8 protein-coding genes are annotated in these 13,707 nt (G+C 69.8%); 3 read left to right on the top strand and 5 right to left on the bottom strand.

Annotated features, from left to right (window positions below):
• Nucleotides 1-104: 104 nt before the first annotated feature.
• On the top strand, nucleotides 105-1,781 hold the full coding sequence (locus S2M10_RS02605; protein ID WP_168844721.1) for an MFS transporter: 1,677 nt from the start codon (nucleotides 105-107) through the stop codon (nucleotides 1,779-1,781).
• Between the two features lie 4 nt (nucleotides 1,782-1,785).
• On the opposite strand, the gene S2M10_RS02600 is transcribed toward S2M10_RS02605, so the two are convergent.
• The 5 genes from S2M10_RS02600 to S2M10_RS02580 all read right to left on the bottom strand — a co-directional run bounded on the left by S2M10_RS02600 (nucleotide 1,786) and on the right by S2M10_RS02580 (nucleotide 11,084).
• Nucleotides 1,786-4,230, bottom strand: coding sequence for an ABC transporter permease (locus S2M10_RS02600; protein ID WP_168844720.1), 2,445 nt, complete (start codon nucleotides 4,228-4,230; stop codon nucleotides 1,786-1,788).
• 8 nt (nucleotides 4,231-4,238) lie between these two features.
• On the bottom strand, nucleotides 4,239-6,629 hold the full coding sequence (locus S2M10_RS02595) for an FtsX-like permease family protein (RefSeq protein WP_168844719.1): 2,391 nt from the start codon (nucleotides 6,627-6,629) through the stop codon (nucleotides 4,239-4,241).
• A gap of 11 nt (nucleotides 6,630-6,640) precedes the next feature.
• Complete coding sequence (locus S2M10_RS02590) at nucleotides 6,641-9,052, bottom strand: ABC transporter permease (protein WP_168844718.1); 2,412 nt, start codon at nucleotides 9,050-9,052, stop codon at nucleotides 6,641-6,643.
• Nucleotides 9,053-9,146: 94 nt separating this feature from the next.
• Nucleotides 9,147-9,827 carry an ABC transporter ATP-binding protein gene (locus tag S2M10_RS02585; protein ID WP_168844717.1) on the bottom strand — a complete coding sequence of 227 codons (681 nt, stop codon included), beginning with the start codon at nucleotides 9,825-9,827 and terminating at the stop codon, nucleotides 9,147-9,149.
• 9 nt (nucleotides 9,828-9,836) lie between these two features.
• On the bottom strand, nucleotides 9,837-11,084 hold the full coding sequence (locus S2M10_RS02580) for an HlyD family efflux transporter periplasmic adaptor subunit (RefSeq protein ID WP_168844716.1): 1,248 nt from the start codon (nucleotides 11,082-11,084) through the stop codon (nucleotides 9,837-9,839).
• A 175-nt stretch (nucleotides 11,085-11,259) separates the two neighbouring features.
• On the opposite strand from S2M10_RS02580, the gene S2M10_RS02575 reads away from it, so the two are divergent.
• A complete protein-coding gene (locus S2M10_RS02575) occupies nucleotides 11,260-12,504 on the top strand; it encodes a response regulator (RefSeq protein WP_168844715.1) in 1,245 nt (414 codons plus the stop codon).
• Entirely contained in the window at nucleotides 12,494-13,672 is a 1,179-nt protein-coding gene (locus S2M10_RS02570) for a PAS domain-containing sensor histidine kinase (RefSeq protein WP_168844714.1), read from the top strand. Before S2M10_RS02575 ends, S2M10_RS02570 begins: the two co-directional genes overlap by 11 nt.
• Nucleotides 13,673-13,707 lie beyond the last annotated feature (35 nt).

Below are 13,707 nucleotides of genomic sequence, written 5' to 3'. Positions count from 1 at the left end.
CTTTGTCCGACATGCCTATGCAAGCGGCTTCTCGCTTGCCACTATCTCCCGTGCAACGGGCGCGGACATGTCGAGCGACGGCCGCCGGGCAGGGAGAGAATGCGATGGCGATCGAGGGGGGTGCCGCGCCGCAGCACCATGTGGCGACGCGGAGCGAGAAGCTGGTGATCACCGCCAGCTCGCTGGGCACGGTATTCGAATGGTATGACTTCTATCTCTACGGGCTGCTGACGACGATCATCGCGGCGCAGTTTCTCACCGGGCTCAATCCGACCACCTCGTTCATCATGGCGCTGCTGGTGTTCGCCGCCGGCTTCATCGTGCGGCCGTTCGGGGCGCTGGTGTTCGGCCGCATCGGCGACATGGTCGGGCGGCGCTATACCTTCATCCTGACACTGCTGGTGATGGGGCTTTCCACCTTCCTGGTCGGCTGCCTGCCGACCTACCAGACCGCCGGCGTCGCCGCGCCGATCCTGCTGGTGGTGCTGCGCATGTTCCAGGGGCTGGCGCTAGGCGGCGAATATGGCGGCGCGGCAACCTATGTCGCCGAGCATGCACCCGAGGGGAAGCGCGGATTCTATACTAGCTGGATCCAGATCACCGCGACGGCCGGCCTCGCCATGGCGCTGCTGATCGTCATCACCGTGCGCTCGCCGGTGACGGGCCTGGGCGAAGAGGCGTTCAAGGCATGGGGCTGGCGGATCCCCTATCTGCTCTCCGGCCTGTTCCTCGCGGTCGGGCTGTGGCTGCGCCTCAAGCTGCACGAATCGCCGGTGTTCCAGAAGATGAAGGCCGAAGGCACGGCCTCCAAGGCGCCGCTGAGCGAGGCGTTCGGCCAGTGGGCCAATCTGCGGATCGTGCTGATCGCCTTTTTCGGCGCGATCGCGGGGCAGGCGGTGATCTGGTACACCGGCCAGCTTTATGCGCTGTTCTTCCTCGAGAAGATGCTGAAGGTCGACGGGCTGACCGCGAACATGCTGGCAATCACCGCGCTGATGCTGGCGACGCCGTTCTTCCTGTTCTTCGGCTGGTTGTCGGACAGGATCGGGCGCAAGCCGATCATCCTCACCGGCTGCGCGCTGGCGACGGTGACGCTGTTCCCGGTGTTCCATGCGCTGACCGGCGCGGCCAACCCGGCGCTTGCCCGCGCGCTGGCGTCGGCGCCGGTGACCGTGACCGCCGATCCGGCGGAATGCTCGTCGCAGTTCGATCCCGTCGGCCAGAACAAGTTCGACACGACGAGTTGCGACATCGTCAAGAACGCGCTCGCCAAGGCGGCGGTGAACTATGAGAATGTCGCGGCAGCGTCCGGCACGGTGGCGACGGTGACGATCGGCGGCGAGCGCTTCACCGCGCCCGATCCCCGCCAGGTGACCGGCGAGGCGCGCAAGCAGGCGGTGCAGGTCTTTGCCGGGCGGCTGACCGGCGAACTCGCCAAGCTGGGCTATCCGGCCACGGCCGACCCGGCGGCGATCAACAAGCCGCTGGTGGTGGCGCTGCTCTTCTACCTCGTTCTGCTGGTGACGATGGTCTACGGCCCGATCGCGGCGATGCTGGTGGAACTGTTCCCCAGCCGCATCCGCTACACCTCGATGTCGCTGCCCTATCACATCGGCAATGGCTGGCTGGGCGGGCTGTTGCCGGCGATCGGGTTCGCGATGGTTGCGGCCAATGGCAACATCTATTTCGGGCTGTGGTATCCGGTCGTCGTCGCAGCGGCGACCTTGGTGCTCGGGCTGCTGCTGCTGCCCGAGACCTTCCGCCGCGACGTGGACGGCTGACGCTTCACGCGCTGCGCAGCGCCCAGGCGGGCGAGGCGCGGCTGGCGCGGAGCGACTGGCCGAGCACGGTCAGCACCGCGATCACGGTGGCGATCAGGCTGGCGGCGAGGAAATAGAGCGGGGAAAGGGGAATGCGATCCCCGAACCCCGCAAGCCACATTCTTGATGCCGCCCAGGCCAGCGGCCAGGCGAGCAGGTTGGCGAGCAGCACCGGCCGCAGGAACTGGCCGACCAGCAGCCGCGCGACGTCGCCCGCCGAGGCGCCCAGCGTCTTGCGAATGCCGATCTCCCGTACCCGGCGCGCGGTGCTGAAGGCGGCCAGGCCCCACAGGCCGATACAGCCGATCAGCACGGCAAGTCCGGTGCCGATCCCCACCAGCCGCATCGCACGCTCGTCCTCGCCATACAGGCCGGCCAGCCGGTGGTCGGCGGTGTCGGCGCGGAAGGGCACCTGCGGGATCGCCCGCCGCCAAAGCGCCTGCACCCTGTCAAGCATCGCGCGCGGATCGCCGGTGAAGCGCACCGCGCCGATATGCAGGTACATCGCGTTGGGCGTGTAGATGTAATAGGCGGCTTCATCGGCGGTGCGCGGCGAGAAGAAGCGCAGCTCGTCGATCACCCCCACGATCGTGCGGGGACGCGGATTGCCGACGGTCTTGCCGATCGCCTCGGCCGGGGTACGGAAGCCCAGCGCGGTCACCGCGCGGCGATTGAGCATGATGTTGCGGCCGACATTCCAGCGCTTCCAGTCGCTGGCATCGTCGGCGGCATGGGCATCGTCGAGCAGGCGGCCCGCGAGCAGGCGGGGGCGATAGGTGTCGAAGAAACCCGGCCCGGCGCTGATCAGGCGGAGCAGCGGCCCGGTGCCCGGCGGGCCGGGCTGCTCGATCATGTCGATGTTGCTGGAGCCCTCGCCGCCGGGCGCGGCATTGGCGGTGCCGATCCGCTGCACGCCGGGCAGCGCACGCAGCGCCGCGAGAAAGGCGCGTGCCTGCTCGGGTCCGATCTTCGGATCGGCGAGCGATTCGATGGTGATCAATCCTTCGCGGCGAAAGCCGAGATCGGCATCGCGCAGGTGACGAATCTGCAGCATCATCACCACGGTGCCGACGAGAAACGCGATGGCGAGACCGAACTGCAGCACGACAAGGGCCTCACGCAGCCGCGCGCCCGCCTTGCCCCCGCCGGGCGCACGTGCCGAGGCGAGGACGGCCGCCGCCGGAAAGCGCGAGAGGACGAGGGCAGGGTAGAAGCCGGCCGCCAGTCCTACGACCAGGGTGATTCCGGCGAGCAGCGGCAACGCCCAGCCATAGGCCATGGTCAGCGACGTGCCGCCGGCCGCATTGACCAGCGGCAGCCCCACTTCCGCCAGCATCAGCCCGAGCAGCGCGGCGACGGCGACGGTGGCGATTGCCTCGCCGAGGAACTGGCCGATCAGCGCGGCGCGGCTGGCGCCCAGCACCTTGCGCATCGCCACTTCGCGGGCGCGCAGCCCGGCGCGCGCGGTGGCGAGGTTCACATAGTTGACGATGCCGATCAGCAGCGTGAGCAGGCCGATGCTGCCAAGCGTGGCCACCATCAGCTGACGGCTGGCGCTTTGCGGCCCCGCCGGCTTGAGGTGCGCGTCGCCGATCGGCACCAGCGGCAGCGACAGCCAGCGCGATACGTTGGGGCCCGAACTGCTCAGCGCGCGGCGATCGATGAAGGGGGGCAGCTTCGCGGCGAAGGCGCGGGCGGCTTCCGGCGTTTCAAACCGCAGGAAGGTGGCGACGGAGGCGGTGCCCCATTTGTACCAGGCCCATTCGGCGGGCGGCGGCGTTCTGGGGATCGGGATCAGCATGGCGAAGTGCAGGTCGCTGTTCGCGGGCAGATCCTCGAACACCCCGGCCACGCGGTAATTGGCGGGGGCATCCATGCTGATCGTCAGTGTCTGGCCGATCGGATCCGCGCTGCCGAAATAGCGCCGCGCGGCCGAGCTGCTGAGCAGCACCGCGCTGGGATCGGCCAGCGCGCGGGCACCGTCGCCTTGCACCATGGGCAACGCGAACACATCGAAGAAGCCGGGGTCGACCTGGGCGACATGCTCTGCCGTCGCGATCCCGCCGCGCAGCACTGCGCCGCTCCTGGGGCCGTCCGGGGTGGCGGCCCCGCCGCGGATGCGGGTGCCGATCAGGCCGGGGAAATCCTCGCGCATCTGTTCGAGCAAGCCCGCCATGGTCGCCGGATAGGCGCCGTTGAACGGGCTGCCGGGGAACTGCACCGCGGTGTCGACGCGGTAAATCCGCTCATGGTGCGGCAACCAGCGCTCGAAACTGGTCTCGAAGCGGACGTAGAGCGCGAGCACCAGGAAGGTGGCGATCCCCACCGCCAGCCCACCGATGGTGAGCGCAGCATAGAGCTTGTCGCGGGTGAGCGCACGATACAGCGCGGTGAAGGCGAGGCGGGGCATGGCGGCTCCTATTCGTAGCGCAGGGCGCGGGCGGGCTCGGCGCGCGCGACGCGCCAGGACTGGCCGATCACGGTGACCACCGCGATGACCAGCGCCAGCGTGGAGGCGAGCAGGAAATACCAGGGTGTGAGCGCGATCCGATCGTCGAAGGTCGAAAGCCAGCGCTGCATCGCCAGCCAGGCGAGCGGCCAGGCAATCAGGTTGGCGAGCAATACCGGGCGCAGGAACCTCGCGACCAGCAGCCGCAGCACGTCCCAGGTCGATGCGCCGAGCGCCTTGCGGATGCCGATCTCGCGGATCCGTCGCTCGGTATCGAAGGCGGCGAGGCCATAGAGGCCGATGCAGCCGATCACCACCGCCAGCGCCGCGCCCGCGGTGAACAGGCGGGCGCGCTGGAGATCGGCGCGGACATAGATGTCGTAGAGCATCTGGTCGACCGTCTGCGCCTTTAGCGGGACGGCCGGGGCAATGCGCCGCCACGCGCCCTCGATGCGGTCCAGCAGGGCGCGGCTGTCGTCGCCTATGTAGCGCACGCTCAGCACCGGGGAGGCGAGTCCGGAGGTCTGCAGCGCATAGGCCTGCGCCTCCACCGGATTGATCGGCCCCATCAGGCGCAGATCCTCAACAACGCCGATCACGGTTTGCACGGCCCCGCTGCCAACCAGCACCTTGCCCACCGCGGCGGCGGGGCTGGCAAAGCCGAGACGGGCGGCTGCGGTGCGGTTCAGAAGGACGGTGTGAACCTTGCCATCGGCCGCGTCGTCGCTCGCGAAACGGCCCGGGTCGAACCAGCGGCCGGCGAGCAACCGTGTCCCGTATAGTCGGAAGAAGCCGGGCCCCACCGTCGCCTGGATCACCGAAACCTTGTCGCCGCCCCGGTCCTCGCGGTGCATCTCCATGATGCCGAAGCTGCCGCCGCCGGGCGCGATCGCCGATTGGGCGATGCCGGTCACCCCGGGCAGCGCGCCGATCGCCGCCGCCACGTCGCGGCGCTGGGCGGCATCCAGACCGGAATCGCCGAAGGACGGGATCATCGCCAAGCCCTGACGCTGGAAGCCGAGATCCGCCGTCTGGGTGTGGCGCACCTGCGCGAGCAGCACGCCGGTGCCGATCATCAGCAGGATCGCGATGGCGAACTGCAGCACCACCAGGGTCCCGCGCAACAATCTGCCGCTGCGGCCGCCCCCGGTCGCGCTCGCGGCGGCCAGGACGGCGGCGGGCCGGAAGCGGGATAGGACGAAAGCGGGGTGTGCGCCGGCGATCAAGCCTACGGCCAGGATCAGCCCGGCCAAGGCAGGCAGGATCGTCTCGCTTCCCCCATAACGCAGGTGGAGATCCGTGCCGCCGATCGAGTTGACCCAAGGGAGCGCGATCTCGACCAGCGCAAGCCCGAGCAGGGCGGCGATCGCGGTGGTGGCGAGCGACTCCGCGAGAAACTGGCCGATGAGCGCGCCGCGCGTTGCGCCCAGCGTCTTGCGCATCGCCACCTCGCGCGCGCGAAGGCCCGCGCGGGCGGTGGCAAGGTTCACATAGTTGCCGATCGCCACCAGCAGCGCCAGCGCGCCGACCAGCCCGAGCGTTGCAACGACGATACGGTCGCGCGCGGCGTGGAGATGCAGCGCGCCGAGCGGCGTCAGGCCGGTGGTCACGCGGATGCCGCCCGGCGTGCCGGAAAGGCTGGGATCGGGGTGGCGCCTGTCATATCCGGCCACCAGGGCCTTCATGGCAGGCCCCTCGGACGGTGCCATCTGGAAGATGGTCTGCAGGCCCTGGCTGCCCTTGCCGAACAGCGCCGCGTCTGGGGAGAGGCGAAGGAACAGGTCCCCGGTGAGGCTGATCGCGCGCGGCAGGCGCACAACCGCGCCGACCCGCACCAGCCGCGGCTTGTCGCCGATGGTCAGCTTCAGCATCCGGCCGATCGGCGTGCCGCCCGGCAGGTGCGTCCGCGCCATGCGTTCGGTGATGACGGCACCGTCCGGCCGCCCCAGCGCGGCGATCGGATCGCCGGCCACGACCGGGAAGGGGAAGACCCGGAAGAAATTGGCGTCCGCCTCGCCGATCTGTACGCCGGTGCTACCTCCGCCGGTCTGCAGCGCGGCGTCGCTAAGCAGCAGCCGCGTCCCGGTCAGCCCCGGGCGATCGGCCTTGAGCTGCTCCAGCATCTCCCGCCGGGACGGGATGTTCACTTCGTTCGCGCCGGGAAATTGCAGCGTGCGCTGGACGATCCACGTCCGCTCCCAGCCGGGTACCGCGTGGTCGAACGTCATTTCGTACCGAACGAAGAGCAAGAGGACCAGGAACACCGCGATTCCCAGCGCCAGCCCGCAGATATTGACGAGCGTGAACAGCTTGTGCCGCGTGAGCGAGCGGTAGAGGGCGAGCCAGGCGAGGCGGTGCATCCGAGCGATCCTTATTCGTAGCGCAGCGCGCGGGCGGGCTCGGCGCGGGCGACGCGCCACGACTGGCCGATCACCGTCGCGATCGCGATGACCAGCGCGACGGCGGAGGCGAGCAGGAAATAGCGGATCGACAGGCTGATCCGGTCGTCGAAGGTAGACAGCCACCGCTGCATCGCCACCCAGGCGAGCGGCCAGGCGATCAGATTGGCGATCAGCACGGGCCGCAGGAACGTCGTCACCAGCAGCTGGAGCACGTCGCGGGTGGAGGCGCCCAGCGCCTTGCGGATGCCGATCTCCTTGATCCGCCGTGTCGTATCAAAGGCGGCCAGGCCATAGAGGCCGATGCAGCCGATACCGATCGCCAGCACCGCACCCATCGTGAACAGGCGGCCGCGCCGCGTGTCCTCCTCATAATAGGCCTTGTACAGATTCTCCTCGATCGTGCGGCCCTGAAACGGCTCGGTCGGCACGATGCGCTTCCACGTTGCCTCGACGGCGTCGGTCATCGTCTGCGGATCGCCGCGGTACCGCATCGTGATGAACGCGTCGTTCAACGGCCGGGTATCGAGGCGATAGAAGGTCCCGCTGATCGTCTGCCGCGGGCCGCGGAAGCGGAGATCGTCGACCACGCCGATGATCGTCATCGAGGCATCGCCTTCGATCGGCTTGCCGATCGCCGCCTGCGGGCTGGCGAAGCCGAGCAGGCGGACCGCCGTGCGATTGACCACCACGTTGAAGGGCGCGGTGCTGCCGGTGACGCGGAGCGCGCGATCGTCCGCCGGACGGGAGCGGTCGAACAGGCGTCCCGCGAGCAGCCGGGCGCCGAAGGTATCGAAATACTGATCGCCGACGCGCACGTCCATCAGCGAAGGCGCGCGGATGCCTTGCATGCCGGGCTGGTACATCATCGAGAAATTGGTGACGTTCTGGTCGCCGGGCGCGTTCTGCGCCATGGTGACGTGGCTGACGCCGGGCAGTGCGGCGAAGGCACGCATCAGCGCGGTCTTCTGCTCGGGCAGCACCGAGCCGCTGTTCAGCGATCGCACGACGTAGAGGCCGTCGCGACGAAAGCCGAGATCGGCATTGCGGACATGGTTCGCCTGCGCAAGCATCACCGTGGTGCCGATCGCGAAGGCGATGGCGACGGCGAACTGTACGATCACCAGCGCGGCGCGAACCCTCGCGCCCGCCCGCCCGCCTCCGGGTGCCCGGGCGGCTGCCAGTACGGCGGCGGGTCGGAAGCCCGCCAGCACCGCGGCAGGATAGAGGCCGGCAATCGTGCCGACCAGCAGCACCAGCGGTACGAGCAGGAGCAGGACGCTGCCGGTGCCCAGATAGTCCAGGTGCAGCGACATGCCTCCGGCGGCGTTGACCAGCGGCAGCGCTACCTCGGTCAGTGCGAGGCCGATCAGTGCCGACAGGGCAACGGTCGCCATCGCTTCGATCATGAACTGGCGGATCAGCGTGCGCCGCGTGCCGCCCAGCACCTTGCGCACGGCGACCTCCCGTGCTCGCAGGCCGGCCCGCGCGGTGGCGAGGTTGATGTAGTTCACGATGGCGATCAGCAGCGTGAGCACGCCCACCGCACCCAGCGTGGTGACGACCGCGCGATCGGATGCCGCGTACAGATGATTGTCGACCAGCGGGCGCAGCGACTGTTCCCACTCACCCTTCTTGATGTTCTCGCCGAACACCCGGCGGTCGGCGAAGCGCGCCAGCTCGCCTTCGAAGCGGGTGGCGGCGGCGCGATCTGGGAATTGCAAGAGCGTCACCAGCGAGGTGCTGCCCCAGTGATCGAACCACTCGGTGGCGAAGCGGGATGCGACCAGCGGCACGAACAGTTCGGCGGTATAGCTCTGGTCCTTGCGCATGTCGGCGATCACCGCGCCGACGCGATAGGTATAGGTCGTGCCGTTGGCGATGACGGTCAGCGGCCGGCCGATCGGCGATTTCGGGCCGAAATAGCTTGTCGCCGCGCGCTGGGTGAGCACAAGCCCGTCCGGGTCCGCCAGCGTGCGGGTCGCGTCTCCGGCAACGACGGGGAAGCGCATCAGCGTGAAGAAATTGGGATCGACCGCCGCCATGGTCTCGCGCGTATTGGAGGCGCCCTGACGCACGATCGCATCCATCTGCGCGATCCGGGTACCCTGCAGCTGTGGATAGTCTGCGCGCAGCTGGAGCAGCTCGTTGCCCATCGTGTTGGGGTTCGGCGTCTCCGGATAGCCGGGCATGTGATAGTGTTCCTGGACGATGTAGAGCTGATCCGCGCCCGGGATCCACCGGTCGAACCCGGTTTCGAACCGCACGAAGAGGGTCAGTACCAGGAACACCGCAATGCCGAGCGCCAGCCCGCCGATGTTGAGCGCGGCAAACAGCTTGTGGCGCGTCAGCGAACGATAGAAGCTGGTGAGGGCGGACGTCATGGCGTCACTCCCGGTTCGCGGGTGGCGGACAAATAGCGGAGCAGGGCGACGGCGAGCAGCAGCATCACCAGCACCGTCAGCGCGCGATCGAGCTTCACGCCGCCCGCCGCACCGCGGAGAGGATCCGCCCGTCGAGCATGTGCACCGTCCGCTTGGCGATATCGGCATGGGCGGGGGAGTGGGTGACCATCACGATCGTCGCGCCGTCGGCGTTGAGGCGGGTGAGGATGTCCATCACCTGCGCGCCGTTCTCGGTATCGAGATTGCCGGTCGGTTCGTCCGCCAGGATCAGCTTGGGCTCGCCGACAATGGCGCGGGCGATCGCCGCGCGCTGCTGCTGGCCGCCGGAGAGCTGGTGCGGATGGTGGTTGCGGCGGTGGGCGATGCCGACGCGGTCCATCGCCGCGTCGACGCGCTCGCGCTTCTCGCGCGCCGGCATCGAACGATAGGCGAGCGCGAGCGCGACATTCTCGGCGATGGTCAGCTCGTCGATCAGGTTGAAGCTCTGGAACACGAAACCGAGCCGGTCGCGGCGGAGCTTCGCCAGCCGCGCCTCGGGCACCTTGGCGATATCCTCGCCCTCGAAGCGATAGGCGCCGCTGGTCGGGCGGTCGATCGTCCCGAGGATGTTGAGCAGCGTCGACTTGCCGCAGCCCGAGGGCCCCATGATCGCGAGGAATTCCCCCGCCTGCACGGTCAGGTCGATATCGGCGAGCGCGGTCGTCTCCACCTCGTCGGAGCGGTAGGCGCGGTGGATAGCGTTTAGTTCGATCATGGCGGGCTCCTATCGAATGAGCAGGGTCTGGTAGGGGGCGTAGGTGGCGAGCGGGGTGGTGACGATGCGCTCGCCGGGTGCGAGGCCGCTGGTCACTTCCACCTGATCGGGGTTGCGGCGGCCGGTGGTGATCGCCCGGCGCACCGCCCGGCGGTCGCTGGTCAGCACGAAGGCGGTGGTGCCGCCCGCGTCGAGCCAGCCGCCCGAAGGCGCGACAACGGCCGGGCGATCCGCGCCGAGGACGAGGCGCACGTCCAGCGTCTGGCCGCGGTTCAGCCCGCCCGGCGCCGCACCGGCGAAGCCGAGCTCGACACGAAATCTCCCTTCGGTGACTTGTGGCAGCACCTTGATGACGGTGAGCGGCAGGCTGCGGCCGTCGAGATCGGCGACGGCGGTGAGGCCGGTGCGGACGCGGCCGAGATAGAATTGGTCGACATCCGCGGTCAGTTTCCAGGCGCGCTCGGAATCGACCTGGCCCACCGCGTCGCCCGGCTTGATCATCTGCCCGGGCTGCAGGGTGAACGCGGTGAGCCGCCCCGCTACCGGCGCGCGTACCATCAAAGCCGCGAGGCCGGCGCGGGTCATCGCCAAGCTCTCGCGCAGTTCGCCGGCGGTGGCGTCGACGCCGCTGGACTGGTCGGCGAGCATCCGCCCCGCCTCTGCGGCGCTGCGGGTAAGCGCGGACAGGCGCGCGCGCTGATACGCCACTTCCTCGCGCAGCGGGGTGACGGCGGCGGCGGTGACGATCTGCTTGTCGAACAGGATCTGCTTCTGGCGGAGCAGTGCCTCGGCCTTGGCGAGTTCGTTGCGCGCCGAGGCGATGTCGCGCTCGGTCTGCTCGCGGCTCTGCTGAATCGACAGGCGCTGGCCGCTGATCGCGCTCAGCTGGCCGGCGATATTGGCGGAGCGGCTGGCGACGTCGAGCGCGAGGGTGGGGTTGGCGAGGCGGGCGAGCGGGGCTCCGGCGGCCACCGACTGGCCGTCGCTGGCGATCAGCGCCTCGACCTGGCCGCCGCTGATCGCCGTGACATAGACCGTCTGGAGCGGGGCGACCTGCGCGCGCAGCGGCACATAATCGGCAAAGGGAGCGCGGGTGACCGGAGCGATGCGGATCGTCGCGGCCTCTACCGCAAGGCTGCCCGAGCTCGGCAGGAACCACCAGAAACCTGTGGTGGCCACGACCACGGCAATGCCGAGGCCGACGCGGAGGATCAGCTTGCGGCGGCGCGCATGGGGGCGCTCGATCCGACGGTCCATCGCGGCGCCGTTAGTGTGGAGAGGCGTAACGTCCATGTCCGCCAGTGTAAGGTACCTGGTCGGATGCCCCTAAGGCACTGAGATGGTTGCAAAATGAACAAGGTGCTGGCGCTTCCGCCGAACAGTGTTCAAGCTAGTGTCCGATTTCGAACACTCATCAGGAGCCGTCAAGCCAGTGCCAGCCGAATCGCCCGCCATCCTGGTAATCGACGACGACCCCGACATCGTCCGCGCCGCGACCCTGCTGCTGGAGCGGAACGGCATGCGCGTGCTCGGCGCGGAGGATCCGGACGCGGCCTGGGTGCGGCTGGCCGAGGGGCCTGTCGACGCAATCCTGCTCGACCTCAACTTCGCGCGCGGGCGTACGAGCGGCGAGGAGGGATTTCGCATGCTCGACCGGCTGATTGCCGCCGATCGCAACGCGGTGGTGGTCGTGGTCACCGGGCATAGCGGCATCGCGGTAGCGGTGCAGGCGATGCGCGGCGGGGCGAGCGACTTCGTGATCAAGCCGTGGAGCAACGAGCGGCTGCTCGCCACCGTCGAGCGCGCCGTGGCGCTGCGCCGGGCAAAACTGGCGGCCGCACCTGCGCCATCGGGGGAGGAGGCGCTGCTGCTGCTCGGCGAGGCGCCTGCGATCGAAGCCGCTCGTGCGCTCGTCGCCCGGGTGGCCTCTACCGATGCCGCAGTGCTGCTCACCGGCCCGGCTGGCAGCGGCAAGACGCTGGTGGCGCAGCTGCTCCACCGCGCCTCGCCGCGCGCCGAGCGACCGCTGGTGACACTGGATGCGGCGGTAGCGGATCTGGCGACGATCGAAACGCGCACGGCAGCGGCCGAGGGCGGCACGCTGCTGATCGAAGGCGTAGACCTGCTCGCGCCCGCGCTGCAGCCCGAACTCGTACGGCGGCTGGGCGGCCTGCGCCTGGTATCGACCAGCCGGCGGGATCGGGCAGCCACTCGCGCGGCGCTGAGCGACGACCTGCGCTTCCGGCTGAACACTGTGGAAATCGACCTGCCGCCGCTCGCCGGTCGCGGCGACGACGCGCTGCTGCTGGCGCGCCACTTCTGCGCGTTGTTCGCCGGGCGCTATGGCCAGCCGCTGCGCCCGCTCACCGACGAGGCCGCGCGCGCCATCGCCGCCGATCCGTGGCCCGATGGCGTGCATGGGCTGCGCCAAACGATCGAGCGGGCGGTGCTGCTCGGCGGCGGTGACGCGATCGACGTGGCCACGCTGGGCCTTGCGCTGTCCGAGGACATAGTGGAGCCCCGCGCGATCCGGGCGGATCTGAACATCGGCCGCAGCGAGGCGGCGCTGGTCGCGGCGGCACTCAAGCGCCACGCCTTCAACGTCAGCCGCGCGGCGGCGGAACTGGGGCTGACTCGCGCGGCGCTGTATCGGCGGATGGCGAAATATGGGCTCTAGGGGATGGGCCGCGCTGCTGCGCGGCATGCTGCTGCTGGGCGCGGGGGCCGCCTTCGCCATGGCCTGGAGTTCGGGGCTCTATGCGAGCGCGCTGGTCGCGGCGCTTGCCGGCCTGTGGGGCATCGCGACGGGGATCGTCGCGGCGCGCAAGCCGCAGCTGGTGCCGGTCGCCGCACCGAGCCCTGCGCCCGACCCCGCGCATCGCGAGCGGCGGCTGACCGCGCTGCTAGATCTCTCGCCCGCGCCGATCGTGACGCTGGACGGCGAGGGGCGGCTGACCGCGATCAACCGGGCGGCGCGACGCCTGTTCGGCGCATCCGACCTCATCGCCGATCCGCCGGCGCTGCTGGTCGAGGCGATCGGCGACCCCTCCGGCCGGGCGGCGACGGTGGCGATCGGTGGGCGCAGCTTTGCGCTGACGACCAGCGACTTCGCGCTCGCCGGGACGCAGAGCCGACTGGCGGCGCTGATCGACATCGATGCCGAACTCAAGGTGGCCGAGGCGGCGACGCTGCGCGATCTGGTGCAGGTGCTCAGCCATGAGATCGTCAACGCGCTGACCCCCATTGCCTCGCTGAGCCGCACGGCGGCGGACATGCTGGACGAAGCCGTGCCGGCGCTTCCCGCGCTGCGCGACGCGGTAGGCACCGTCGCGCGCCGGGCGGAAGGATTGCAGCGCTTCGGCGAGGCCTATCGCTCGCTGGCGCGGCTGCCGGCGCCGCGTCTTGCGCCGATCGACCTGCGCGAGGTGGCGACCGACCTGGCGCGGTTGTTCGCCACCCGATGGCCGAGCCTGCCGCTTACCTTCGACGGCGAAGCACCGGTGCGCCTGCACGGCGATGCCGACCAGCTGAGCGCGGCGCTCTGGGCCCTGCTGCAGAACGCGGCCGAGGCGGTGGGCGGGGCAGGCGAGGGGCGCGTCGGGCTGTCGCTGGGGCGGGACGCGCGGGCGGCGTGGTGGCGGGTGTGGGACAATGGCCCCGGCATCGCGCCCGGGGAGCGCGGCGCCGTGTTCCGCCCCTTCTTCACCACCAAGCTGCAGGGCAGCGGCGTGGGGCTTGCGCTGGCGCGACAGATACTGCTCGGCCATGGCGGCGACCTAGTGCTGGTCGAGAGCGTCAGCGGTGCCTGCTTCGAGGCGACGCTGCCGATCGTGCCGCAGGGATGAAAACGGACCCGCGCCGCCCAGGGAGTCGACGCGGG

Origin of the sequence: Sphingomonas sp. S2M10 (assembly GCF_012650175.1) — a bacterium.
Taxonomy (GTDB): Bacteria; Pseudomonadota; Alphaproteobacteria; order Sphingomonadales; family Sphingomonadaceae; genus Sphingomonas.
Note: the sequence above shows the minus strand (reverse complement) of the source record. Positions and strands in the feature narration are given on the sequence as shown.